Source organism: Mycolicibacterium cosmeticum, from assembly GCF_000613185.1.
GTDB classification, from domain to species: domain Bacteria; phylum Actinomycetota; class Actinomycetes; order Mycobacteriales; family Mycobacteriaceae; genus Mycobacterium; species Mycobacterium cosmeticum.
This window is the reverse complement of the sequence record NZ_CCBB010000001.1, coordinates 951,670-976,476: the sequence shown is the minus strand read 5'-3', so window position 1 is coordinate 976,476 and position 24,807 is coordinate 951,670. Positions and strand designations below refer to the sequence as shown.

General features: G+C 67.7%; 24 protein-coding genes. 11 read left to right on the top strand and 13 right to left on the bottom strand.

Features of this window, described 5'->3' with window-relative positions; translation table 11 throughout:
- Positions 1-8: 8 nt before the first annotated feature.
- The 4 genes from BN977_RS04675 to BN977_RS04660 are packed head-to-tail and all read left to right on the top strand — an operon-like array spanning position 9 to position 4,320.
- Positions 9-1,214 (top strand): CaiB/BaiF CoA transferase family protein, encoded by a 1,206-nt coding sequence (locus tag BN977_RS04675; protein WP_036396531.1) that lies wholly within the window; start codon positions 9-11, stop codon positions 1,212-1,214.
- The gene (locus BN977_RS04670; RefSeq protein WP_036396530.1) at positions 1,211-2,011 is read left to right on the top strand and encodes an enoyl-CoA hydratase/isomerase family protein; all 801 of its coding nucleotides are present in this window, start codon (positions 1,211-1,213) and stop codon (positions 2,009-2,011) included. The genes BN977_RS04675 and BN977_RS04670 overlap by 4 nt, the downstream gene beginning before the upstream one ends.
- Positions 2,012-2,014: 3 nt before the next feature.
- Complete coding sequence (locus BN977_RS04665; RefSeq protein ID WP_036396529.1) at positions 2,015-3,160, top strand: thiolase family protein; 1,146 nt, start codon at positions 2,015-2,017, stop codon at positions 3,158-3,160.
- Positions 3,161-3,171: 11 nt separating this feature from the next.
- A complete protein-coding gene (locus BN977_RS04660) occupies positions 3,172-4,320 on the top strand; it encodes an acyl-CoA dehydrogenase family protein (protein ID WP_024452193.1) in 1,149 nt (382 codons plus the stop codon).
- On the opposite strand, the gene dmpG is transcribed toward BN977_RS04660, so the two are convergent.
- The 3 genes from dmpG to BN977_RS04645 are packed head-to-tail and all read right to left on the bottom strand — an operon-like array spanning position 4,295 to position 6,413.
- Positions 4,295-5,341 (bottom strand): 4-hydroxy-2-oxovalerate aldolase, encoded by a 1,047-nt coding sequence (dmpG, locus tag BN977_RS04655; protein WP_036396528.1) that lies wholly within the window; start codon positions 5,339-5,341, stop codon positions 4,295-4,297. The two genes, BN977_RS04660 and dmpG, sit on opposite strands and share 26 nt — an antisense overlap.
- The gene (locus tag BN977_RS04650) at positions 5,338-5,790 is read right to left on the bottom strand and encodes a hypothetical protein (protein WP_024452195.1); all 453 of its coding nucleotides are present in this window, start codon (positions 5,788-5,790) and stop codon (positions 5,338-5,340) included. Before BN977_RS04650 ends, dmpG begins: the two co-directional genes overlap by 4 nt.
- Complete coding sequence (locus tag BN977_RS04645) at positions 5,787-6,413, bottom strand: TetR/AcrR family transcriptional regulator (protein WP_024452196.1); 627 nt, start codon at positions 6,411-6,413, stop codon at positions 5,787-5,789. The genes BN977_RS04650 and BN977_RS04645 overlap by 4 nt, the downstream gene beginning before the upstream one ends.
- A gap of 76 nt (positions 6,414-6,489) precedes the next feature.
- Between BN977_RS04645 and BN977_RS04640 the strand changes: the two genes are divergently transcribed.
- The 6 genes from BN977_RS04640 to BN977_RS04615 all read left to right on the top strand — a co-directional run bounded on the left by BN977_RS04640 (position 6,490) and on the right by BN977_RS04615 (position 12,156).
- The gene (locus BN977_RS04640) at positions 6,490-8,019 is read left to right on the top strand and encodes a bifunctional 3-(3-hydroxy-phenyl)propionate/3-hydroxycinnamic acid hydroxylase (RefSeq protein WP_036396527.1); all 1,530 of its coding nucleotides are present in this window, start codon (positions 6,490-6,492) and stop codon (positions 8,017-8,019) included.
- The gene (locus BN977_RS04635) at positions 8,016-8,885 is read left to right on the top strand and encodes an alpha/beta fold hydrolase (protein WP_036396526.1); all 870 of its coding nucleotides are present in this window, start codon (positions 8,016-8,018) and stop codon (positions 8,883-8,885) included. The genes BN977_RS04640 and BN977_RS04635 overlap by 4 nt, the downstream gene beginning before the upstream one ends.
- A complete protein-coding gene (locus BN977_RS04630) occupies positions 8,882-9,877 on the top strand; it encodes a VOC family protein (RefSeq protein WP_036396525.1) in 996 nt (331 codons plus the stop codon). The genes BN977_RS04635 and BN977_RS04630 overlap by 4 nt, the downstream gene beginning before the upstream one ends.
- A gap of 13 nt (positions 9,878-9,890) precedes the next feature.
- Entirely contained in the window at positions 9,891-10,829 is a 939-nt protein-coding gene (locus BN977_RS04625; RefSeq protein WP_036396524.1) for an amidohydrolase family protein, read from the top strand.
- A 206-nt stretch (positions 10,830-11,035) separates the two neighbouring features.
- Complete coding sequence (locus tag BN977_RS04620) at positions 11,036-11,656, top strand: TetR/AcrR family transcriptional regulator (RefSeq protein WP_036398429.1); 621 nt, start codon at positions 11,036-11,038, stop codon at positions 11,654-11,656.
- Positions 11,653-12,156, top strand: a complete 504-nt coding sequence (locus BN977_RS04615) for a hypothetical protein (protein WP_024452201.1) — start codon at positions 11,653-11,655, stop codon at positions 12,154-12,156. The genes BN977_RS04620 and BN977_RS04615 overlap by 4 nt, the downstream gene beginning before the upstream one ends.
- Positions 12,157-12,158: 2 nt before the next feature.
- Here BN977_RS04615 and BN977_RS04610 read toward each other — a convergent pair whose 3' ends face one another.
- The 5 genes from BN977_RS04610 to BN977_RS04590 form a co-directional block, all read right to left on the bottom strand.
- Positions 12,159-13,403, bottom strand: a complete 1,245-nt coding sequence (locus BN977_RS04610; protein WP_036396522.1) for an NAD(P)/FAD-dependent oxidoreductase — start codon at positions 13,401-13,403, stop codon at positions 12,159-12,161.
- Positions 13,400-14,821 (bottom strand): NAD(P)/FAD-dependent oxidoreductase, encoded by a 1,422-nt coding sequence (locus BN977_RS04605; protein WP_051561055.1) that lies wholly within the window; start codon positions 14,819-14,821, stop codon positions 13,400-13,402. Before BN977_RS04605 ends, BN977_RS04610 begins: the two co-directional genes overlap by 4 nt.
- Positions 14,818-16,245 carry an FGGY family carbohydrate kinase gene (locus tag BN977_RS04600; RefSeq protein ID WP_036396520.1) on the bottom strand — a complete coding sequence of 476 codons (1,428 nt, stop codon included), beginning with the start codon at positions 16,243-16,245 and terminating at the stop codon, positions 14,818-14,820. Before BN977_RS04600 ends, BN977_RS04605 begins: the two co-directional genes overlap by 4 nt.
- Entirely contained in the window at positions 16,242-17,744 is a 1,503-nt protein-coding gene (locus BN977_RS04595) for an amino acid permease (protein WP_036396518.1), read from the bottom strand. The genes BN977_RS04600 and BN977_RS04595 overlap by 4 nt, the downstream gene beginning before the upstream one ends.
- Before the next feature lie 77 nt (positions 17,745-17,821).
- Positions 17,822-18,583 carry a DeoR/GlpR family DNA-binding transcription regulator gene (locus BN977_RS04590; RefSeq protein ID WP_036396516.1) on the bottom strand — a complete coding sequence of 254 codons (762 nt, stop codon included), beginning with the start codon at positions 18,581-18,583 and terminating at the stop codon, positions 17,822-17,824.
- Positions 18,584-18,742: 159 nt separating this feature from the next.
- Between BN977_RS04590 and BN977_RS04585 the strand changes: the two genes are divergently transcribed.
- Positions 18,743-19,729 carry a GGDEF domain-containing protein gene (locus tag BN977_RS04585; RefSeq protein ID WP_036396515.1) on the top strand — a complete coding sequence of 329 codons (987 nt, stop codon included), beginning with the start codon at positions 18,743-18,745 and terminating at the stop codon, positions 19,727-19,729.
- 11 nt (positions 19,730-19,740) lie between these two features.
- Here BN977_RS04585 and BN977_RS04580 read toward each other — a convergent pair whose 3' ends face one another.
- The 5 genes from BN977_RS04580 to BN977_RS04560 form a co-directional block, all read right to left on the bottom strand.
- The gene (locus BN977_RS04580; protein WP_036396514.1) at positions 19,741-20,466 is read right to left on the bottom strand and encodes a TetR/AcrR family transcriptional regulator; all 726 of its coding nucleotides are present in this window, start codon (positions 20,464-20,466) and stop codon (positions 19,741-19,743) included.
- Between the two features lie 130 nt (positions 20,467-20,596).
- Positions 20,597-21,046: a DUF5078 domain-containing protein gene (locus BN977_RS04575; protein WP_036396513.1), complete on the bottom strand. Its 450-nt coding sequence runs from the start codon at positions 21,044-21,046 to the stop codon at positions 20,597-20,599.
- 14 nt (positions 21,047-21,060) lie between these two features.
- On the bottom strand, positions 21,061-21,411 hold the full coding sequence (locus tag BN977_RS04570) for a DUF732 domain-containing protein (protein ID WP_036396512.1): 351 nt from the start codon (positions 21,409-21,411) through the stop codon (positions 21,061-21,063).
- Positions 21,408-24,305: an MMPL/RND family transporter gene (locus BN977_RS04565; protein WP_036396511.1), complete on the bottom strand. Its 2,898-nt coding sequence runs from the start codon at positions 24,303-24,305 to the stop codon at positions 21,408-21,410. Before BN977_RS04565 ends, BN977_RS04570 begins: the two co-directional genes overlap by 4 nt.
- Positions 24,302-24,727: an MmpS family transport accessory protein gene (locus BN977_RS04560; RefSeq protein WP_036396509.1), complete on the bottom strand. Its 426-nt coding sequence runs from the start codon at positions 24,725-24,727 to the stop codon at positions 24,302-24,304. The genes BN977_RS04565 and BN977_RS04560 overlap by 4 nt, the downstream gene beginning before the upstream one ends.
- Between the last annotated feature and the right edge of the window lie 80 nt (positions 24,728-24,807).

Sequence of the window (24,807 nt, the reverse complement as noted above, 5' to 3'; positions counted from 1 at the left end):
GCCCTGTCGTGACCGCACCACTTGCCGGCATCACCGTCATCGCCATGGAACAGGCAGTGTCCGCGCCGATGTGCACGCGGGTGCTGGCCGATTTCGGGGCCAGGGTGATCAAGATCGAAAACCCGGTGGGTGGTGATTTCGCCCGCGACTACGACGATGTGGTGCTCGGGCAGGCCGCCCATTTCGTGTGGGCCAACCGGGGCAAGGAATCGGTGACGCTCAACCTGAAATCCCCGGCCGGGATGGAGGTGCTGCACCGGTTGCTCGACCGTTCCGATGCCTTCGTCTCCAACCTGGCACCGGGTGCGACGGCGCGACTCGGGCTGTCCCCGGATGACCTGAAAATACGGCACCCACAGGTCATTTCGCTGGAGATCGACGGATACGGGCCCGGTGGCCCACTGTCGCACAAGCGGGCCTACGACCTGCTGGTGCAGGCCGAGTCGGGTTCCTGCGCGTCCACCGGCCACGCCGGGATGCCGGCCAAACCCGGGGCAGCCGTCGCCGATATCAGCACCGGTCTGTACTCGGCGCTGTCGATCATGGCGCTGCTGCTGGGCCGGGCACGTGGCGGACACGCCGGCCCTGCCCCTTCCGTGGCGGTGAGCCTGTTCGACACCATGACCGACATCATGGGCTATCAGCTGACCTACACCCAGCACTCCGGTGTCGACCAGACGCCCCTGGGGATGAGCTCACCGGCGGTGGCGCCGTACGGATCGTTCGCCACCCGCGACGGCCAGACGGTGGTGCTGGGTACCACCAACGACCGCGAATGGCAGCGGCTGGCCCGCGAGATCATCGACCGTCCGGACCTGGCCGACGATCCCCGGTTCGCCACCAACTCCGACCGCTGCGCGCACCGCGCCGAAATCGACGACGCCATCGAAAGCTGGTGCGCCCGCCATGATCTGGACCATATTCAGCAGACCGCGGATCGGGCCGGGATCGGCAATTCGCGCTACAACCTGCCCAGTGAGGTGATCGCCCATCCGCACCTGCGGGCCCGGGACCGGTGGCGGGATGTCGCCACCCCCAACGGCACGATCGAAGCACTGTTGCCGCCGCCGGTGATCAGCGATTTCGAGATGGGCATGGGCGCGGTTCCCGGACTGGGTGAGCACACCGACGCGGTGTTGCGCGAACTCGGCTACGCGGCCGACGCGGTCGCCCTGTTGCGCGCCGACGGTGCCATCGGAGCGGCGTACCCATGAGCGTGCTACTCAGCGAGGACCATGGCGGCGTACGGACCCTGACGCTGAACCGGCCCGAGCGCAGGAATGCCATCGATCCCGAACTGTGGCTGGCGCTGGCGCAGGCCCTGCGCGCGGCCGACACGTCCGATGATGTCCGGGCCGTCGTGCTGACCGGTGCCGGCGGAGCGTTCTGCTCGGGAGCCGATATCGGCACCGGCGAGGCGGTCCATCCGAGGCGTAAGCTGCAGCGGCTCACCGACGTCGCGCTCACCCTGCACAACCTGAGCGTGCCCACCATCGCCAAGGTGACCGGTGTGGCCGTGGGGGCGGGCTGGAACCTCGCCCTCGGGTGCGATTTCGTGGTCGCCACCCCCGAGTCGCGGTTCTGCCAGATCTTCGCCAAACGTGGCCTCTCGGTGGATCTGGGCGGCTCCTGGCTGCTGCCGAAAATCGTCGGGCTGCAACAGGCCAAGCGGCTGGTGATGTTGGCAGACATGATCTCCGCCGCGGAGGCGCACCGGCTCGGCCTGGTGAGCTGGGTGCAGGAGGCCACCGAGATCGACGCCTTCGTCGACGAGCTGGCCGGACGGCTGGCCGGTGGGCCGCCGTTCGCGCTGGCGCAGAGCAAGGCGCTGCTCAACGACGGGGCCGCAGTCAGCTTTGCGCAGGCGCTGGCCAACGAGGCGCGGGCGCAGCCGGGCAACTTCGCCACCACAGACGCGGGTGAGGCGTATGCGGCGTTCGCCGCCGAGCGCGACCCGTCCTTCACCGGAACTTGGGCGGTACCGTCCGCCGTCGAGACCACCAAGGAGTAGCTCATGCGTGAAACCGTGATCGTCGGAGCCGTGCGCACCCCCGTCGGCAAGCGCAACGGCGGATTGTCCGACCAACACGCCGCCGACCTGTCCGCCGTGGTGCTCAAGGAACTGGTCGAACGCACCGGCGTGGACCCTGGTGTCATCGACGATGTGGTGTGGGGCTGCGTCTCCCAGGTCGGTGACCAGTCCAGCAATATCGGGCGTTACTCGGTTCTGGCAGCCGGCTGGCCCGAGCACATTCCTGGAACGACCGTCAATCGGGCCTGCGGATCCAGCCAGCAGGCACTGGATTTCGCGGTGCAGGCGGTGATGTCCGGGCAGCAGGACATCGTGGTCGCCGGTGGGGTGGAGGTGATGAGCCGGGTGCCGCTGGGCGCGGCACGCCAGACGGGCCAACCGTACGGCCCGAAAGTGCTTGCCCGGTATGACGGTTTCTCGTTCAATCAGGGCATCTCCGCTGAGCTGATCTGCCGGAAGTGGAATCTGTCGCGCACCCGCTGCGACGAATACTCCGCTCGGTCACACGAACGAGCTGCCGCCGCGCAGGATGCCGGCGCGTTCATCGACCAGATCGTCCCGGTGTTCACCGAAGGCGACGTGATCGCCGCGGACGAGGGAATCCGGCGCGGCACCACCGCCGAAAAGCTCGCCGGGCTCAAGCCGGCGTTCACCGAAGACGGAATCATCCACGCCGGCAACTCGTCCCAGATCTCCGACGGGGCGGCCGCGCTGTTGGTCATGACGGCCGCGCATGCATTGCAACTCGGGCTCACCCCGCTGGTCCGGTACCGGGCCGGTGCGGTCACCGGCGCCGACCCGGTGCTGATGCTGACCGGCCCCATCCCGGCCACCGAGAAGGTGCTGCGCAAGGCCGGTGTCGGCATCGACGAGGTCGGCGTATTCGAGGTCAACGAGGCGTTCGCCCCGGTGCCGCTGGCCTGGCTGGCCGAGACCGGCGCCGACGAGGCCAAACTGAACCCGCTCGGCGGCGCCATCGCGCTGGGCCACCCGCTCGGCGCATCGGGCGCGGTGCTGATGACCAGGATGATCCATCACATGCGCGACAACGGAATTCGCTACGGCCTGCAGACCATGTGTGAGGGCGGCGGCACCGCCAACGCCACACTGGTCGAGCTGGTGGCCTGACAGGAGCAGACGTGCAACGCAATCTCTTCACCGAGGACCACCAGGCGTTCCGTGAACTCGCCCGTGACTTCGTCGAAAAAGAAGTCGTACCCGCCTATCCCGAATGGGAGAAGGGCGGCCGGATGCCCCGCGAGGTGTTCGCCAAGATGGGTTCGCTCGGCATGCTCGGCATGGCCATCGACGAGGAATACGGCGGCGGTGGCGAGCCGGACTACCGTTACAACGTGGTGCTGCAGGAGGAGGCGGCCCGGGCCCTGGTGACCCTGTCCACGGTGCGCACCCAGCTCGAGGTGATCCTGCCGTACTTCCTGCACTACGCCAACGAGGAACAACGCAAGCGATGGTTCCCCGGGCTGGCCGACGGCACCCTGCTGACCGCGGTGGCGATGACCGAACCGGGCACGGGGTCGGATCTGGCCGGCATGCGGTCCACCGCGGTGCGTGACGGCGACGACTGGATCCTCAACGGCGCCAAGACCTTCATCACTGGCGGCATGCAGGCCGATCTGGTCGTCGTCGTCGCTCGCACCTCCACCGACCCGGAGAACCGGCGACGGGGGCTGACCCTGTTCGTGGTGGAGGACGGGATGCCCGGCTTCACCCGCGGCCGTGAGCTGGAGAAGATGGGCTGCAAGGTGCAGGACACCGCGGAGCTGTCCTTCGCCGACGTCCGGGTCCCCGCGGCCAACGTGCTCGGTGAGGTGGACGAGGCGTTCGGCTATCTCGGCCACAACCTGCCCCAGGAGCGGCTCACGGTCGCGGTCGGCTCGGTGGCCCAAGCCCGGTCGGCGATCGCTGCGGCCATCGATTACACCAAGGACCGCAAGGCTTTCGGCACCCCGGTGGCGTCCTTCCAGAACACCAAGTTCGAGTTGGCCGCCTGTTCGGCGGAGGTCGAGGCCGCCCAGGCGATGCTGGACCGGGCCGTCGCCCTGCACGTGGACGGTGAACTGTCGGCACCGGATGCGGCGCGGGTGAAGTTGTTCTGCACCGAGATGCAGGCCCGGGTGATCGACCGCTGCCTGCAGCTGTTCGGCGGGTACGGCTACATGATGGAGTACCCGATCGCGCGGCTGTACACCGATGCCCGGGTGGCCCGGATCTACGCAGGCACCAGCGAGGTGATGAAAGTGATCATCGCCAAAGACCTCGGTCTGTAACGGTTTCAGCGCACCGTCGGCCGGCCAGTCCCAGGGCGATATCGATCAGCATGTCCTCCTGGCCGCCCACCAAGCCCCGCCGACCGGCCTCCTCGAGCAGCAGCCGGGCGTCGACGCCGTAACGCTGTGCCGCCGATTCGGCGTGCCGCAGGAAACTGGAATACACGCCCGCGAAGCCGAGGGTGAGGGTTTCCCGGTCCACCCGGACCGGCCGCTGCTGTAACGGCCGGACCAGGTCCTCGGCGGCGTCCTGCAGGGCGTGCAGATCGCAGCCGTGGCGCCAGCCGAGTTTGGTCGCGGCGGCGATGAACACCTCCAGGGGGGCGTTGCCTGCGCCGGCGCCCATCCCGGTCAGCGAGGCATCGACCCGGTCGGCGCCGTGTTCGACCGCGACGATGGAGTTGGCCACGCCCAGCGAGAGATTGTGATGAGCATGGATGCCGATACCGGTTGTCGCGTCGAGGGTTTGGCGTAGTGCCGTGACCCGGTCGGCGATATCGCGCATCGTCATCGCGCCACCGGAGTCCACCACGTACACACAGGTGGCGCCGTAGTCCTGCATCAGCTTTGCCTGCTGGGCGAGCTGCCACGGTTCGGCCAGATGGCTCATCATCAGGAAGCCGGCGGTGTCCATGCCCAGGTTGCGCGCGGCCGCGATGTGCCGGGCCGCGATATCGGCCTCGGTGCAATGCGTCGCGACCCGGACGACGGAGGCGCCGGCGTGCCGTGCGTCGCGCAGGTCGCGCAGCGTGCCGATGCCCGGCAGCACCAGCGTGACCACCCGCGCCCGGTCGACGACACCGGCCACCGTCTCGATCCACTGCAGATCACTGTGCGCGCCGAAGCCATACACACAGCTCGACCCACCCAGGCCGTCGCCGTGGGCCACCTCGATGGAATCCACCCCGGCGGCGTCCAGGGCGGTGGCGATTGCGGCGGCCTGGGCCAGGGTGTACTGGTGACGTACGGCATGCATGCCGTCGCGCAACGTCACATCGCTGACGAAGACGTCGTGGCTCACGGTGTGCCGATCTCCAGCAGCGCGGTGACGCGGGTGCCGTAGAACGGCCCGACCCGCGGCAGGTGCACCGGCCCCAGGCCCTCGAACTGCACCGGCTTGGCGAGCCGGAGTCCGGGCAGGCCACCGCGCACGCTGTCGACGGCGGCCGTGACATCGCGCTCGACGGCCACGGCGTCACAGTCTCCGGCCGCCAGGCAGTACACCGTGTAGCGCGTCGGCACCGGCGGGTCGGCGGGGTTGATCACCACGATCGCCTTCGCGATGTCTGCGCCGCCGTCGGAAACCAAGGCGGCGCAGGTTTGTTCGATGTGATCGTCGATGTCGCGCCGGGTGTCGGGCCCGGTCGACCGCGCGGCGAGGGACGTCACCACCTCGGCATAGCGCACCTGCGCCGAGCGGCCGACCGCGGCGACGACGGGCACCGCGGCCCGTGCGGCACCGGTGGTCACGATTCGTTTTCGGCGATGAGCCGGCGCGCGGTGTCGTAGAGCGCGTTCGCGTGCATCTCCAGCAGCGCGGGCAGGTCGACCGCATCGCCGCCGATCTCCTTGGCGAGGAACAATCCGTCACCACCGGCGATCGCGTAGGTCACCAGCAGCCGCTGCTGCGACTCGTCGAGTCCGGTGGTGAACTCTCGCAGGGTCTCGGACAGCGAATCCGCGGCCTGCGCGCGGGCCTGTAGGAACATCGCGCGGGCTCGCGGCTCGACCGGCCGGCGCTCCAGGGACAGCATCAGGCCCAAGCGCAGGAAGTCGGGGGAGTCGAGCAGCGCCTTGGCGATCTGCATGGCCATGGCGTTGATCCGCTCCCGCGGCTCACCGTCGGCGGGCAGCTGCCAGGACTGCAGCCACGCCCCGAAACTGCGCTCGATGACGGCGGCCAGCAGGTCGTCCTTGTCCTTGAAATGCCAGTAGATCGAACTCGCCGGCAGTCCACACTTCTTGCTGACCAGCGAGATGCTGGTGCCCTCATAACCGCGCTCGGAGGCGATCTCGGTGGCGGCATCAAGGATTCGCTCGCGCGACAGCTCGCCGTCGGCGCGCTTGCGGCGGGGCTTGGGGGTTTCTGGCATCCGGCACTCCCAACTCTTGACCCTGTAGTGATCGCTACAGTACCGTAGCGATCACTACAGATCAACCGGAGGGCCTGTGAACACCTGCGACACCTATGACGTGGCCGTGATCGGCTACGGCCCGACCGGCGCCACGGCGGCCAACCTGCTGGGGCGGCTCGGCCTCAAAGTCGTGGTGATCGAACGCGACCCCGATATCTACGGTCGTGCCAGGGCCATCTCCACCGACGAAGAGGTGCTGCGGATCTGGCAATCCGTCGGGCTGGCCGACCGGCTGAAGCGCGACATGTTGCCCAACCGCCCGGTGGCCTTCGTCGATACCGACGGCCGGCCGTTCGTCGAGACGGTCATCGAGGGCCGGGGGTGCGGCCACCCCGCCCAGCAGTTCCTGTACCAACCGGCGGTTGACGAGGTGTTGCGCGACGGGGTAACCCGGTTCCCCAACGTCGACGTGCTCCTCGAGCGGGAATGCCTGCGCGTCACCAACGCCGCCGACCACGCCGAACTGCTGCTGGCCGACCTGCGCACCGACGGCTTCACCCGGCTGCGCGCGTCCTATGTGATCGCGGCCGACGGTGGCTCGTCGCCGACCCGCGGTCTGCTCGGGGTGGGATACACGGGACGTACCTACGGCGAACGCTGGGTGGTCATCGACACCAAGGTGCGCAAGGAGTGGGACGCTCACGACCGCTTACGCTTCCACTGCGATCCCGATCAGCCCATGGTGGATTGCCCCACTCCGCTCGGCCACCACCGTTGGGAATACCCGGTCCGGTCCGGCCAGGATGAGCGACATCTGGTCACCGCCGAGGCGGTACGCAACGTCCTTGCCGCGCAAGGCATCACGAGCGACCACGTCGAGGTCCTGCGGGCCGTCGTCTACAGCCACCATGTCCGGGTCGCCGATCGGTGGCGGATCGGCCGGGTGTTCCTGGCCGGTGACGCCGCCCACGCCATGCCACCGTGGATCGGGCAAGGGATGTCGGCGGGCGTGCGCGACGCCGCCAACCTGTGCTGGAAACTGGCGGCCGTGCTGGCCGGCGGCGCCCCGGAAGAACTGCTCGATTCCTATGAGGCAGAACGCAAGCCACATGTGGTCGAGGTGACCCGCCGCGCCGTCTTGGTGGGCCGGGTCATCACCGAACGCCGGCCCGTGATCGCCGCGCTGCGGAACCACATCCTGCGGGCCTTGACCCGGCTGCCGGGCGTCCTGACGAAAGGGCAGAAGTTCTGGTGGATTCCGGCCGCCCGGTACACCGCCGGGTTCTTCGCCGCCGGCGGTGGCCCCGCGGTCGGCTGGCAGATACCACAACCGCACATCGTCCATGACGGCGAAACCAAGCCGCTGGACGATCACCTGGACGGGCGGTGGGCGTTGCTGCACACCGCTGCTCTGCCGCCGGGAGCCCAGGCCTGGCAGCGCATGGGAGCAACGACCCTGCGGGTCAGTCAGCCCGAACTGGTGCGCTGGCTGCGCGCCCGCAAGGCCGACACCGTGGTGCTGCGTCCCGACGGATTCGTCTATACCGCAAGTAGATCAGGCCGCCCGCTGACGAGACCACCGGCCGGCCTGCGCCGCACCGACCTGACAGGAGCCCCCGCATGACCAGCACACTCACCGAACGGACCGTCACCGTCGGCGACCGGCGGATCTTCGTCGCCGAAACCGGCACCGGCCCCGCGATCGTGCTCTTGCACGGCGGCGGTCCCGGCGCCTCCGGCGTGACGAACTATTCGCGCAATATCGACGCACTCGCACGGCACTTCCGGGTGATCGTGCCCGACATGCCCGGGTACGGGCGCTCGACGAAGAAGATCGACAAACGCGATCCGTTCGGCTCGCTCGCCGATGCCGTCCGCGGTCTGCTCGACGAACTGCAGATCGGCACCGCACATCTGGTCGGAAACTCCTACGGCGGGGCCGCGGCGCTGCGGCTCGCGCTGGACCACCCGCATCGCGTCGGCAAGATGGTCCTGATGGGCCCGGGCGGAATCGGTACCACCAGGACGCTGCCCACCCGCGGACTCAACAGCTTGCTGTCCTATTACGCCGGTGCCGGGCCGAGCCGAGCCAAACTGGCCGACTTCATCCGTAACTACCTTGTCTACGACGGTGCTTCGGTTCCCGACGAGCTCATCGACATCCGGTATACCGCATCGATCGACCCGGAGGTGGTGGCCGACCCGCCGTTGACGCGGCCATCCGGGCCGTGGGCGCTGCGCACCCTGTGGCGAATGGACCTGACCCGCGACCCTCGCCTGAAGGCGCTGCCCACGCCCACCCTGATCCTCTGGGGCCGTGATGACCTGGTGAACAGGCCGGCCGGTGGGCCGCTGCTGCTGCGCAGCTTGCCACATGCCGAACTCGTGATGACATCACGCACCGGACACTGGATGCAGTGGGAACGCGCCGACCTGTTCAACCGGCTCGTGACCGAATTCCTCTCCGAGCCTTCGGTGTTCGAGCCGTGAACGTCTTCGGCCGGGTCCGGCTGGGCTATCTGGTGATCGAGACCGAGCGGTTCGCGGAGTGGCGCCGCTTCGGCCGCGAAGCGATCGGCATGCACGTCGACGATGCCGACGCCGATGCGGTGCGATTCCGGCTGGATGAGCATGCCTGCCGATTCCTGCTGCAGCGCGGACCCGCCGAGGACGTCATCACCTTGGGTTGGCAGGCCCGCGACCACGACACCCTCGACGAGATCCTGCGCCGGGTGAGCGGACACGGCGTTCCCGCCACCGAGGGCACCGCAGACGAGGCCGCCCTGCGCGGGGTGCAGCGCCTGGTGCGCTTCCCGGGACCCAACGGGCTGTATCAGGAGGTCTTCGTGCGGGCGGCGATCTCGACCGAACCGGTGATCCTCGGGACCGGCGGATTCGTGACGGGGCAGTACGGCATCGGCCACGTCGCCGTCACCTCCAAGAAACCCCACCAGATGCGGGGCTATTACGACGCGGTCTTCGACGCCCGGCTCTCCGACTACATCGACGAGACGATCAGCGGGATGAAGCTGAAGATCCGGTTCCTGCGCATGAACGCCCGCCATCACTCGGTGGCGATCGCGGCGGTGAACCGATTACCGGTCAACCCCATTCGCACCAGGGTCCAACATCTCAACATCCAGGTGGCGGATCTGGACGACCTGACCCGATCCTACGAACGTGTGCGAGCGCTCGGCTTCGGCATGGCACTCGATGTCGGGCAGCACACCAACGACCGGGAACTGTCCTACTACGCCGTCACCCCGTCCGGCTTCGAATGGGAGGTGGGCTGGAACCCGATCGTCGTCGACGAAACCACGTGGCAGCCCGCCACATACCAGGGCATCAGCATCTGGGGTCACACGCCACATGGTCAGACCATCGTGGACAAGCTGGCCCAGTTCGCGACGGGCGCTCGGTCACTGGCCCGTCACGAAGACACCGTCCCGGCCCTCGCAGGTGCCGGCATTCCCGACAACTGAGGAGGACACGGCCATGGCACGCATCGACACCCACCACCACATGATCCCGCCGGAGTATCGGGACGCGATGCGGCGAGCCGGTATCGAGGATGCCGGCGGACGGGCACTGCCGGACTGGAGCCCGGACGGATCGCTGGCGGCGATGACCGAACTCGGCGTCGACACGGCGATCTTGTCGGTGTCGGCCCCCGGCACGCATTTTCTGACTGCACCCGCTGACGCCGCCGCGCTGGCGCGTGACCTGAACGACCATGCGGCCGATCTCGTGGCGGCCCAACCGGATCGATTCGGCTTCTTCGCCGTCGTTCCCATGCCCCATGTCGATCCGGCAGTGGCCGAGGCGGTCCGGGCACTCGACGAGTTGCGCGCCGACGGAGTGGTGCTGTTGGCCAACAATGCCGGCGTGTATCTGGGTGAGGAGGGTCAGGACCCGCTGTGGGCGGCCCTGGACGCGCGATCGGCGGTGGTGTTCATCCATCCCGACGAGCTGCCGGGCCCGGCCGTACCCGGCGTGCTGCCGTGGGCCACCGACTTCCTGCTGGACACCACCCGCGCCGCGTATCTGTTGGTCCGCAACGGGATCCGGCGAAAGTACCCCAACATCCGGTTCATCCTCAGTCACGGCGGCGGCTTCGTGCCCTACGCCTCGCACCGGATGGCGCTGGCGATCGTCAGCGAAACGGGTCGCGATCCCGGCACGGTGCTCGACGAATTTGCCGGCTTCTACTTCGACACCGCGCTGTCGTCCAGCCCGGCGGCATTGCCCACCTTGTTGGCCTTCGCCAAGCCCGGGCACGTGACGTTCGGCAGTGACTGGCCGTTCGGCCCGACCGTCGTCGGCCGGTACTTCGGGGAAGGACTCCAGGTGTTCCCGGGGCTGGACAACGCGGGACGCGACGCCATCGACCACGGCAATGCGCTGGCGCTCTTTCCCCGGCTGGCTGCCGGTTAGGCCGTTGACATGGCCGTGATGGCGCGAAAGTGCGAGTGGTCTGCGCCGTGAGGGCCATCTGAACGTAGGGCGGCGGCGGACCCGGCCGCCGGTGGCGTGACAGCGCGCCCGGAATTTGTTAACTGAGACCCTTGTCACAGCGCGTAAACCAACCTACTGTGTGTTCAGTTGGTTGGTTGGCGAGCCCGAGGAGATCGGTGACAGCAATATCGGCGACGACGCGGGGATCCCGGCGCTACGAGTCGCTTCTCGCCAAGGGGGAGGACCGCAAGCAGCGCATTCTCGCCGCCGCGGAGACCCTGCTGGCCCGCAACGGCTGGCGCAGCACCTCGCTGGCCCAGATCGCCAGGGAGGCCGGGGTCAGCACCGCCGGCCTGCTGCACCATTTCCCCTCGAAGGAAGCCTTGCTGCACGCCGTCCTCGACGCCAGGGACTTCGACGACGACACCCACGCCGACCGCGGCGCCGACCTGATCGACCAGATCGGGCGGGTCGCCGAACGCTTCGACCGGGCACCGGCCCTGGTCGGCACCTTCACCGTGCTGCTGGTGGAGAACATCCAGCCCGACGCGCCGTTGCACGACCGACTGGTGGCCCGCCAGCAGGCCGCGGTGAACATCGTCGCCGCGGGCATCCGCCGTGGCCAGCGCGAAGGCCGCTACCGCACCGACTTGGACCCGGCCACCAAGGCCGTGGAGATTCTCGCCTTCGTCAACGGAATGGAGACCGCATGGCTACTCGATCCTTCGATTCCTCTAGCCGAGGTGTTCAAGGGCTACGCCGAGGCGCTGGCCCGCGACTTCGCGCCGAGCAGGACGACGCCATGAGGTACCGGCTGGACGTGGTGGCGCCGAGTGTGGCCGACGTGGTCCGGTCCGCCGGCGGCTGGCTGGTCGACCGGGTGATGGCCGGCTGGGATGTCACGGTGCTGATCTCCGGTGACGACGATCTGCGCCCGCTGCGCATCCTCGGGGTCCAGACCGGTGATCTGGAGACCGCCATGCGCGACTGGGAGGAGCGCCCGCACCCCCAGACGGTCGCCGTGGCCGCCGACCTGTTCGTCGCCGACGAGCGGGTGCGTGACGGCGTCCTGGGCGCCCTGGACCAGGGCCTCACCGAGGTGACCTTGTGGGGTGAGAGCTGGCCGCAGGAGTTGGACAGCACGGTGGACTCCATGCTGCACGAGCTCAGCGCGGCTGCCCGGGCGTTCAAGGCCCAGGCGCTGGCCGCCGTCGGCGATGCGCACCCGGTCGAGCGGGTCGAGGCCTTCCGCTGCGGCGTGATGTCGTGTCCGGCGGTGGCCGCCGACCTGGTGCCCGCCAGCTGACGTCAGCCGGTGACCGAGACGGTCACCGGTCCGCCCCCGGGGTCCGCACCGTCGAGCAAACGGGACGGCACCCGGAACACCCGCCCCGGTGATGCCGGCCAGGGCAACGTCTTTCGGGCGATGACCCGGCCGTCCTGGCGGATCGTGACCGTCGGAACGCGGACCAGGTGATCGGTCCACAACAGCAGCCGTCCACGCGACGGCGCGTCGTCGCCCGGGCGCACGATGCCCGGGGTGATCCACCGCAGTGGCGCCTGCACCCGCAGCCGCAACCCGTCCTCGGTGGCCGTCACACCACGCAGGTGAGCCCGCACCGGGTCGGCGACGTGCTGCCCGTCGAGCGCCGCGATATCGGCGGTGTCCACCGGGTGCAACAGATTACCCACCGCGAAAACGCCGGGACGGCTGGTCCGCAATGCGGTGTCCGTCAATGGCCCAAGGGTTTTCGGGTCCATGTCCAGCCCGGCGCTACGGGCCAGTTCGTTGTCGGGAATCCAGTCGCCGGTCAGCACCAGCGTGTCGCAGTCCACGATGCGGCGCCGACCGGTGTCGAGGTCTTCGACTTCCACCGCCTCCAGGGCCGGCTTTCCGATGATGCGGGCCACCCTGCTGCGGGTGGCCACCTCCAGTCCCAACAACGGCGAGCGGCCGGCGAGGTTGAACACCGCGTAGGACTCCGGCGACGAGTGCGTGGTGGTCATCAGCACGGTCTCACATCCGGCGTGCCGGAGAGTGAGAACCGCGGAGTAACTGACCAATTCGGCACCCACCACGACCGCACGCCGGCCGACGGCGCGGTGCTTGAGATGAACCAGGTTCTGCAGGAGACCGGTGGTGTAGATACCGGACGGCCGGTCGCCCGGGATCATCCGCGCCGGCCTGGGCCGCTCGCGGGCCCCGGTCGCCAGAATGACGGCACCCGCGTCGAGGCGGTACCGCCCTTGCGGTGAGGTGACTTCCAGCGCGCGGTCGCCTGCCCAGCCGGTCACCATGGTGTCGGTGCGGATGGTGGCGCCGGCGTGGGTTGCCCGGCGGACCAGCCGGCGGGCGTACTCGGGGCCGCTCAGGAAACGTCTGAGGTCGCGGATGCCGTATCCCGGGTGGTCGCTGTGCCGGGGTATACCACCGGCTGCCGACTCCCGTTCCAGCACGACCACATCGAGGTCGGGGGCGAGTTCGGCCGCCGCGGTGAGACCGGCCGGTCCGCCGCCGACGATCACGACGTCGACGGTCTTGGTGGTGCTCACAGTGCGATCTCCTCGGGATGGGTGGTGCGTGCGTGCACCGCGCCGGTCGGCGTGGCGTCCAGGAACTCCTGGACTTCGGCGCCGCAGAAGAAGCCCTGGCAACGCCCGTTCATGACGCGGGTGCGCCTGCGCAGGCCGTCGAGGTCTGCCGGGGGGATGGGGGAGCGGCAGGCGTCGCGCAGTTCACCCGCGGTGACCCGCTCGCAGAAGCAGACGATCTTGCCGTACGCGGGGTCGGCGGCGATGCGGTCGGCGTCCTGGTACGGGCGGATGAACGCCTCACCCAGGTTCGGCATCCGCGGCGGCTCCGGGAGCTCATGCTTGGGTACGAGATCCAGTCCTGCCGAACGCAATTCATTCACGACGTGTTCGGCGATCGCCATACCGGCGGTCAGGCCCGTGGACCGGATGCCGCCCACCAGCAGGTACCGCTGGGCGGCGTCGGGGGCCACGAGGTAGTCGCCGTGGTCGATGGCGGCGCGCAAGCCGGAGTACGTCGCGGTCACCTCTTCGGCGAGCAGATCGGGCATCAGCTTGTGACCCTTGTCCAGCAGGAACTCGAATCCCGCCTCGGATGTGCCGGTCGCGGTGCGGTCCTGCAGGTCTTCGGAGGTCGGTCCCAGCATGACGTTGCCGTAGATGGTCGGGCTCACCAGCACCCCCTTGCCACGGGCGGTGGGGACCGGTAACACGATCTTGTCGACCAGCCGGCGCGCCAGCTTGTCGTACACGATCAGCTCGCCGCGCCGTGGTGTCACGGTGAACCGTTCGAAGCCGAACCGGGCGTCGACGACGTCGGCACCCAGCCCCGCCGCGTTGACCACCCAGCGGCTGGTGACCGGCCCGGCGGTGGTGTGCAGCGTGGTGAACTCCGGTCCCACGTCGACGCTTTCGACGCGGTGGCCCCGCAGCAGGGTGGTGCCTCGGTGCACGGCGTCGGTGGCCAGTGCCAGGTTGACCGTCCACGTGCAGATGATCGACTCGTCGGGGACGGTCAACCCGCCCAGGGCGCCGGGGCCGAGGTGCGGAATCTGCCGATAGACCTCTGCCGCGTCGATGATCTCGCAGTGCCGATAGCCGTTGGCGACGGCCTTGTCGCGCAAGCCGGGCAGGGCGTCGAGCTGCTCGTTGTCCCAGGCGACCAGGATGGCGCCGGTGTGCTCGATCGGGATGCCGGTGTGGCGGGCGTATTCGGACAGCAGCCGATAGCCGCGGCTGACCATCGCGGATTCCAACGTGCCGGGTTTGGCGTCGAACCCGGTGTGCAGGATCGCGGTGTTGGCCTTGCTGGTGCCGTCGCCGACATCATCTCGGGCGTCGAGCAACGCCACCGACAGTTGGTGGCCGGACAGTTCGCGGGCGATGGCCGCGCCGACGATACCGGCGCCGATCACGGCGACGTCATGGGTGGTGTTCACTCGGGGTTCCTAGGGTGCGGGTAGGTGGTGGAGGCCAAGGCTCGCCACAGCGAACGGAATTCGGCGGAACGCTCGGGGCTCCAGGCCGGTTCGTAACTCGCCGAAGCCGACCAGTGCGGGACGACTCCGGGCAGCCCCCGGGCGGGATGCAGGCTCAGTTGGGCCAGCGCCGCGGCGCCCAGTGCCGTGGCATGTGGTGACGGGTATACGTCGACGGGCACTTGCAAGATATCGGCGACCGCCTGCATGAGCACCCTGGACTGGGTCAGCCCGCCGTCGGCGCGCAGCCGGGTCAGTGTGGTCTGCGGTCCGATGGCGGTCACCAGCTCCCCGATCTGGGCGGCGATGCCCTGCAACAGCGCCAGCACCAGGTGGCCGCGTTCACTGGACAGCGTCATCCCGGAAAACGTTGCGGTGGCACCCGACTGCCACCACGGCGCGGCCAGGCCGGCCAGGGCGGGGACACACAGCACACCGGCGTTGTCCGCGGCGGCGACAGCGTCCAGGTCGGCGGCGCCGGTGATGATGCCGAGCGAGGCCAGCCAGCGCACCGCCGATGCGGCGGTGTAGACCTGCCCGTCGACGCAGAAGGTGTCGCGCCCGGCCACTCGCCAGGCCACCGACGAGGTCAGCCCGGTGCTGGAGAGCACCGGCGTGTTGCCGGTGTTCGCCAGCAGGAAGGCGCCGGTACCGAACGTGCATTTCGCGGTGCCCGCCGCCAGACAGCCTTCGGCCAGCAATGCCGCCTGCTGGTCGACGACGATACCGCCGACGGGAACATCGCCTCCGAATGCCGAAGTGGCGCCGACGATCTCGTCGTTCCCGGCGATCCTCGGCATCGACTCCCCGGCGAGCCCGAACAGGGCGAGCAGGTCGGCACTCCAGCCGTCGCCGCCGAGGTCGGTCAGCAGCGACCGGCTGGCGGTGGTGGCATCGGTGACGAACTCGCCGGTCAGTTGGTGCAGCAGCCAGGTGTCCGAGGTCGTCACGACACCCGCGGACTCGACGTTGCGGCGCAGCCACGCCATCTTGGGTGCGGAGAAATAGGGATCGAGCACCAGGCCCGTTCGTGCCGTCAGGGTTTCGCGGTGCTCGGACAGTTCCGAGCACAGTGCTTCGGCTCTGCGGTCCTGCCAGACGATGGCCTGGGTCAGTGGGCGTCCGCTGGCCGGGTCCCAGGCCAACACCGTCTCGCCCTGATTGGCCAGCGACACCGCCGCGATGGGCCGGTGCGCCTCGGCGACGGCGGCGCGCCCGGCCGCCAGGACCGACTCCAACAGCTCGCCGGGGTCTTGCTCCACCCCGCCTCCGTCCAGATACCGCGGGTGCACCGGCACCTCGGCGACCCCGCAGACGCCGTCGGCGGGGTCCACCACGATGGCCTTGGTGCCCGAGGTGCCCTGATCGATGGCCAGCACCGTCATGGCGTGGCCGCTTCGTCTAGTTCGGCGTCGATGGACCGCATCTCGGGCATCCGGAGCCCACGGGTGCCGCGGGTGACCAGCAGGTAGCCGAGGTAGACGGCACCGAGGACGACCATCACCAGGACGTAGAGCCAGGGGTCACGGAAGGAGGCGTCGCGGAACAACGACAGTTCGAACACCAGCCACACCACCGCGACGACGATGATCGGCAGTTCGAATCGGCCCAGGCTGAAGCCGGCGCTGCGGGGAAGCCGGCGCCGTTTGGTGATGTAGAGCGCCACGGTGATTGCGTAGATGATCGCGGGCAGAAGCGTTGCGGCCGAGAACAGTTTGAAGAGGGCGTCGGTGCTGGTGGAGAACAACCCGAGGATGGCCGCCGCGACGACGGTCATGAACACCGTGGCGTTCAGTGGCGTCTTGAAGCGCGGGGAGACGGTGCGCAGCACCTGCCAGCCGGGGAAACGTTCGTCGCGCGACATGGCCCACACCAGCCGGACCCCGGTCATCAGGATGACCAGACCGCACGCGAAGATCGCGATGGCGACCAGCACCAGCAGCGCGGTGCCGACGAACGATCCGAGGATGTCCTGGATGACGTCGGCGATCGGGGTGCCGGACTCGGCGAGCTCGCCGGGGTTGCTCACCGCCGCCGTCACCACGAGCAGGAACAGGAAGCCGAGCACACCAGACGCCAACACCGCTTGCCACATGGCGCGGGGGACAACGACTTCCGGCCGTTTGGTTTCCTCGGCGAGATTGGCGGCGGATTCGAATCCGACGATGGTGAAGGCGCCCAGCAGGAAGCCGAGCATCCAGGGGCCGGCCGAGGTCGCAGTCCCGAAGCTCCAGTAATTCTCGGGTGACACGTCCCCGGTGGAGAACAGGTTGCCGACGTGCAGCTTGTGTGCGATGACGCCGACGATGAGCAGCAACGCCACCAGCGCGACCATGCCGATGAGCTCGGCGGTCACCGCGAAGTTGTTGACCCGCTCGGTCCATTTCGTCGACAGACCCACCAGGACAGCCTGCAACACCAGGACGGTCGCGGTGATCAGAAATGCGGTGGCCGGGGTGCCCTGGAAGCCGAACAGGGCGGGCAGCACCGTGGCGGCCACCGTGTAGTCGACGGCGCTGACCACGATGGCCAGGAAGGTGAAGGACACCCATCCGGTGATCCAACCGAGCACGGGATTGGCCAGCCGCGACACCCACTGATAGGCGTAGCCGGTGACGGGTATCCGCGCGGCGAGGGCTCCGATGAGCAGGGCGACGGCGAGCTGGCCGATGACCACGATGGGCCAGGTCCAGATGCCCAGCGGGCCAGAGGAATTGAGAACGCTTCCGTAGGTGGTGAAGATGCCGGTGGCGATCGAGACGAACGCGAAGGCGACCGCGAACGAGGCGAATCGGCCGGTGGTGCGCTCGAAGGATTCGCGGTAGCCGAAGCGGGCGACGCCGGACGCGTCGGCCGGGTCCGCGGATGTGGGAGTATGTGTCATGGATCGTGCTTTCTGACTGGTTTTGAATGTTCGGTCCAGCGGGCGGCGCTGCAACGCCGCCCGCACCCTTTTGGCCGTCACGCTGACAGCACGACACCTCCCGCCTCGCGGATGGCCGCGGTGACCGCCGGAGCGGAATCCCGTTCGGTGATCAGCCCGCTGACCGCAGCCAGTCCGCACACCCGATGGGGTGCGATCTGACCGAGCTTCGACGAGTCGGCGAGGATGAACGATCGGGCGCTGTTGGCGATGATGGTGCGGCGGGCGTCCACCTCGTCGAGGTGGTAGTCGGTCAGTCCGGCGGTGGCGTCCACGCCGCCGGACCCGATGAACGCGATGTCGGCGTACAGATCGGTGAACATCGCCTTGGCGTGCCCGTTCGAGCAGGCCAGATCACCGCCACGGACGCGTCCGCCGGACACCAGGACGTCGATGCCGGGCCGGCCCGCCAGTTCGACGGCGACCAGCAGCGAGGGCGTGGCCACGGTGCCGCGCCAGCCGTGCGGGATGGCCCTGGCCACCTCGACGGCGCTGGTGCCGATGTCGATGGTGACGGTTTGTCCTGACTCGAGCAGTCCGGCCGCCAGCCGGGCCATCTCCGATTTGGCCGGTCGATGGATGCCGGCCCGTTCGGTGAAGGACGGCTCCTCGCCGCGCGGTGCGACGGTCGCGGCGCCGCCGTGCACCCGGCGGATCGCCCCGCGTTCCTCGAGAAGGGCCAGGTCACGGCGCACGGTTTCGGCGGAGACCCCGAGCATCCGGACGAGCTCATCCGTGCTGATCGTCGACGCGGCATTGACCGCGTCGACGATGGCGTCGTGCCGAACAACCGGAAGCATGCGCACCCATCCATGTGGAAATCTGACTGCGGATGCCTGCAAGTGTGGATTAGTGACCGGGTGGCGTCAAGCCGAAAAGGTGAGGCCGGCCACAGGGGCGTCGCGGCCGCGCAGACTTCTCAGTTGACGATCACCGGACTCGAAGGCAGGTTAACGGTCATGTACCGCCTGAGGTGGCCCGCCGGGGCCGACGCCCATGCCGGGCGCAGGCAGCAGGTGCGGCTACTGCGAATCTACTTGAGCGCGACCACTTTTCTGTATGCGTACGGCGTGGTGTTCACGTTGTTCCCGGTACGCACCGACATCGCGTACGGCAACCCGGTCGGCGGCATCGTCGCGATCGTGCTGGGGGTCACCGCGCTGGTGTACTCGGCCTTTCGGCCGCAGCGCGTCGCCGTGGCCACGGCGGCCGCGATCGCGGCGACTCCGATCGTGATGGCTTTCCACGTCACGATGACCGCCGAATACGTGTGCCTGATCGCGCCGATGTTCCTCGCCATGTACCTTCGGGCCTTTCATCCGCCGGCCCGGGCGTGGGCGTTGATCACCGTGCTCATCGCGGCGTGTGCCGGTGCCGTGGCCATCGCCCCGGCGCGGCACGTCGGGGTGATCACCTTTCTCATCATCGCCGTCGCCATCGCCGCCGCGGCCGAGTCCTTCGGCCTGCTGATCCGGGCCATGTTCGGCGCGGCATGCACCGACCCTCTGACCGGTCTGCTCAATCGCGCCGGCTGGGAGATCGCAACCTCGACCCTGCTGAGCCGATGCCGGACGGCGGTGCCGGTCACCGTGATCGCACTCGATATCGATGGGCTCAAGAGTCTCAACGACACCTATGGCCATCAGGCGGGGGACCGCCGGATCACCGAGTACGCCCGGCAATGGCAACGGGCGCTGTCCGGGCGTGCGGCGCTGGCCCGGCTGGGCGGCGATGAGTTCGCCGTCTGCATCGTCGGTGGGCTTCCCGACGTCGTCGGCGAATTCCTGCGCACCGTGCGGGCGAAGACGCCCGAGGTCAGCTTCGGCACCGCCACCGCGGCTTCACCGGAAGCCGATATCGCCGTCCTGTACCGCCGCGCCGATGCCGCGCTGTACCGCAGCCGCGGGCGCCCCCTTCGGGACGATCCGGACATCGCGACGGCATGAGCGGCGTGCTGCTACTCAGCGGCCCCCGGCATGCTGATGAGCTCCAGCACCTTCGCGCTGCCGTCGGCGAGGAACTTCTTGATCGCGACCGCGGCTGCCTCGACCTGGTCCCGACTCGGATCCTCGGTTTCCAGCATGGTGGCGATGGCGCGTGCGAAAACCGCGATGGGGTCGCTGGTCGTTTCCAGGAGTGCGGGTTCGGCCCTGACGATGATGCACCCTGAGATCAACACGTGCACAGCAAGAATCTGGTCGCCGGCATCCCACTCGGTGCGGGCCAATCCGCACTCACGCCAGATCGGCACGATCGTTCGCAGCATTGCCACCGGTCCGAGCGCTTCATAGATGCTCGTGGACAGCGGATGGTCGGTGAGCAGGCCGAGAATCGAATCGTTGTGCGCCTGCAATGCGGAAACCAAGGGGCTGGCGTCGATGGTGTTCAACGCAAGCGGGCAGAACCGGGATGGGCGCGCACAGTCGGGGTCCCGGTTGAGCTCGGCCGTCAACGTCTCGGCGACGGCGAGGAATTCTCGGCCGATGAGGCCGAGCAGGAGCTCTTCCTTGCTCGCCCAGTACAGATAGACGGTGCCCTTGCCCACATACGCCTTCTGCGCGACGTCGGCGATGGTGACACCTTTGGCGCCGCGAGCGACCAGCAGCTGACCCGCGGCTTCGAGGATACGAGCGGCTTTGGGCGAGCTGTGTTCGGGCAGCACGGGAAAGTTCTCTCCAGACATCGACGTCGGTATGGCGGCTGCTTCGAAACATAGCCGTTCGACGGTCGAAGGTGGCATCAGGACCTGCCGTCGCTTTCGCAGGTGCGCACCCTGCCCGGTGACAGGGAATGCCGATCGTTGTGCATCGGGTCTAGTGCCAGTCCCAGACCGACATGTCGCCTGCCGGGTAATTCTGGCAGATGTCGGTGGTGTGGGCGGCGACGCCTTTGTTGTTGAAGAACAGTTTTGCCCAGTTGGGCCAGCGCCAGGACATTTGTTCGTAGAAGGCGTTGGTGGCGGTGTCTTCGGAGTATTGGCGTCGGCCGGCGTAGTCCAGGGAGAAGAACCAGTGGATGCGGTCTTGGGCGCCTTGTTGGTCGGCGGCGGGTTTGTTGTTGTAGTCGATCATGTAGCGCTCGTAGTAGACGGGTTCGACGTCGCGGGCGGCGGCCATGATCTGTTCGGCGGTGCAGGGGGTTTTGAGGATGCGGTTGGGGATGGGGTAGTCATCGGTGGCGTCGGCTGAAGCGATACCCGAGGTGGTCAGGGCGCCGGCCAGGGCCAGTCCTGCGATGCCGAAGCGGATTGCGGTGGATGCCATGGTGTTTCTCCGGTTCAGTGCTGGGCGGCGGCGGCCTGGTCGAGGATGACGCGTTTTTCCGGGCAGTAGTAGTTCAGGGCGGCGCCGAGGAACTGCCAGTTCTGTTGGGTGGTGTTGTGTCGGTCGAGGTTGTCGCCGATGAACGTGGCCGAGGCGAACGCGTCGTGGTCGACGTTGTTGTAGAGCCGTTTGCAGACCAGTTTGCCGATCCAGGCGTTGTAGTCCTTCTGCCCGTAGATGCCGTAGGTGTGCAACTCGTGGGCGAAGTTGGTGTCCGGATCCCGGTCGAAGGACGGGTCGGCTTGCCCGGGAGCAGCCAACCCGATTGCGGCGCAGGCGATCACGATACCGATGGCGAACTTCATGACAGGGCCTCCTCGGGTGACTTCTGGATGGGTGCCGGCCAATTCGACGGGACCGGGCGCTGGCGCACCCGTTGCGGCCACCAGAACCACTTGCCCAGCAGAGCGGCGATCGCCGGCGTCATCAGGGAGCGCACCACGACGGTGTCGAACAGCAGGCCCAGCCCGATGGTGGTGCCGACCTGGCCGATCACGATCAGGCTGCTGACCGCCATCGAACCCATGGTGAACGCGAACACCAGGCCCGCAGCCGTCACGACGGCGCCGGTGCCCACCATGGCGCGGATGATGCCGGTGTTCAGTCCGGCGTGGATCTCCTCCTTGATGCGGGACACCAACAACAGGTTGTAGTCCGCGCCGACGGCCAACAGCACGATCACCGACATGGGCAGCACCATCCAGTGCAACGGGATTCCGACGATGTGCTGCCACAACAACACCGAGAGCCCGAAGGACGCGGCAAGGCTCAGCACCACGGTGCCGACGATCACCGCCGCGGCCACGATCGCGCGGGTGAGGACGGCCATGATGAGGAAGATCAGGATCAGGGCGGCGACCGCGGCGATCAGCAGATCGTAATTGGCCCCTTCCTGCATGTCCTTGTACATGGCCGCGCTGCCCCCGAGATAGACCGAGGAGCCCTCCAAAGGGGTGCCCTTGATGGCGTCGGCGGCCGCCACCTTGAGCGCTTCGATGCGCGAGGTGCCTTCCTCGGTCAGCGGATCACCCTGGTGGAAGATGGTGAAGCGCACGGCGTGACCGTCGGGGGACAGGAACAACTTGATGCCGCGTTTGAAGTCGTCGGTCTGGAAGGCCTCCGGCGGCAGGTAGAACGAATCATCGTTCTTCGCTTGGTCGAACGCCTCACCCATGGCGGTGTTGTTGTTCTGCTGCGCCTGCGTCTGGTCCTGTTGGGCCTTCTGGGCCTGGTACTGGTTGAGCATGATCTGTTTCTGACTCTTCATCGACGCGATCATCGGCGGCATGATTGCCACCATCTGTGGCATCAGGTCGGCCATGCGCTGGATATCGGGTACCAGGCCCTGGAAATCGTCTGACATCTTGCTGATGCCATCGAGGGCGTCGAAGACCGACCGCAACGACTGGCACATCGGGATGTCGAAGCAATGCGGTTCCCAGTACAGGTAATTGCGGATGGGGCGGAAGAAGTCGTCGAAATCGGCCATGTCGTCGCGCAGATCCTGGATGTCCAACGAGGTGGTGTCCATCTTGGTGGCCATGCTTTTGGTGACAGCGGCCAGCTGCTCGGTGATGGCCTGCATCTTCTCCATCGAGTCGATCGTGGTCTGCATCTCGTCGGCCTGCTTGAGGGTGTTGGCGATCACCGTCTGCTGGTAGTCGTTGTTCATGATCTGCCCGACGCCGCTCTGCCCGACGCTGTAGGCAATGGTGGAGTGCTCGATCGGCTCGCCTTTGGGGCGAGTGATGGTCTGCACCTGTGCGATTCCGTGCACCCGGGCCAGTGCCTTGGCGATCTTGTCGATGACCAGGAAGTCGGCGGGATTGCGCATATCGTGGTCGGTTTCGACCATCATCAGGTCGGGATTCATCTTGGCCTGCGAGAAATGCCGGTCCGCGGCGGCGTATCCGACGTTCGCCGAGATGTCGGCGGGTAGGTAGATGCGGTCGTTGTAGGTCGTGTGGTAGCCGGGCAGGGTGAGCAAGCCGACCAGCGACACCACGACCGCACCGATCAGGATCGCTCCCGGCCAGCGCACGGTGGCCGTGCCGATGCGCCGCCACCCCCGCGCTTTCTTGAGCCGCTTGGGTTCCAGGACGTTGCCGAATCGGCTGCACACCGCGATGAGGGCCGGCCCCAGGGTCAGGGCCGCGGCGACGACCAGTGACATGCCGATCGACAGTGGGATGCCCATGGTCTGGAAGTAGGGCAGCCGGGTGAAGTGCAGGCAGAAGGTCGCGCCGGCGATGGTCAGGCCGGAGGCCAGCACGACATGTGCGGTGCCGTGATACATGTCGTAGAACGCCGCTTCGCGGTCCTTGCCGCTACGGCGCGCCTCCTGGTAGCGGCCGATGAAGAAGATCCCGTAGTCAGTGGCCGCGGCGATGGCCAGGGTCACCACCATGTTCGTCGAGAAGGTCGTCAGGCCGAAGACGTTGTGATAGCCGAGGAATGCGACGATGCCCCGGGCGCCTGTCAGTCCGACTGCCACCATCACCAGCACGATCAGCGTGGTGACGACGGAGCGGTACACGATCAGCAGCATCACGATGATGACCCCGAACGTGACCAGCTCGATGGTCTTCATGCTCTCGTCACCGACGATGTTCTGGTCGGCCTGGGTGGCTGCCGGTCCGGTCACGTAGGCCTTCACCCCTTGGGGCGCCGGTGTTTCGGCGGCGACCTTGCGGACCGCGGCCACCGATTCGTTGGCCAGCGCCTCGCCCTGATCGCCGGCGATGTAGACCTGCACGTAGGCGGCCTTGTTGTCGGTGCTCTGGGCAGCGGCCGCGGTGAACGAGTCACCCCAGAAATCCTGGACGTGCTGGATGTGTTCGGTGTCGGCACGCAGTTCTCGAACCATCGTGTCGTAGTAGGCGTGCGCCTCGGCTCCCAACGGTTGATCGCCCTCCAGCACGATCATCACCGAACTGCTGGTCTTGTACTCCTTGAACACCTCGCCGACGTGTTTCGTCGCGATCATCGACGGCGCGTCGTTCGGGCTCATCGATACCGCACGCAATTTGCCCACCTCTTCGAGTTGGGGGACAACGGTATTGAGCACGGCGATGATCGCGATCCAGCCGAGGATGATCGGGATGGCAAAGGTGCGGATGAAGCGCGGGATCCGTGGATGGGCACGGTGGCGCGCGGCGGAGATCGCTTCGGTCGGGGTGTCGTCTACGGGTGCGCTCATGCGGATTTCACCAAGCAGAAGGTCTGGGCGTGCACGCCGGTGGACGTCCTTTCGTCTTTGACCACGTCATCGACCGTGATCCGGCAGCTGATGGATTGGCCGTCGCTCTGGGCCAGCATGTTGGGAGTTGTGGAGGGGTTCGTGGTCGTCAACCGCACACTCCAGGGCAAGGGCGTCGTCGGTACCCGCTGGGGCTTGCCGTCGAGATCCAGATAGTTGATCACCGCGCTGGAGCCTGTTCCGAAGACTTCGTAGACGACGACCTTCGGGCTGAAATCGGCGGCACTGTCGGATCCCTTGGGGGTCACGACGACGGGGTTCGAGCCGAACACCGACCGCAGTTGGGACACCGTGAGGCCGCCTAGCACCACCGCGATGACGACGAGGGCGGGTAACCAGACGCGGCTGAGGGTCTTGGTCATCGCCGTCTCCCCGCGTCGCGAATATTGGTCCTGTTCCAGCCGGCGCTGTCAATCATCTGAAGTCCTTCGGTGTGAGTGGG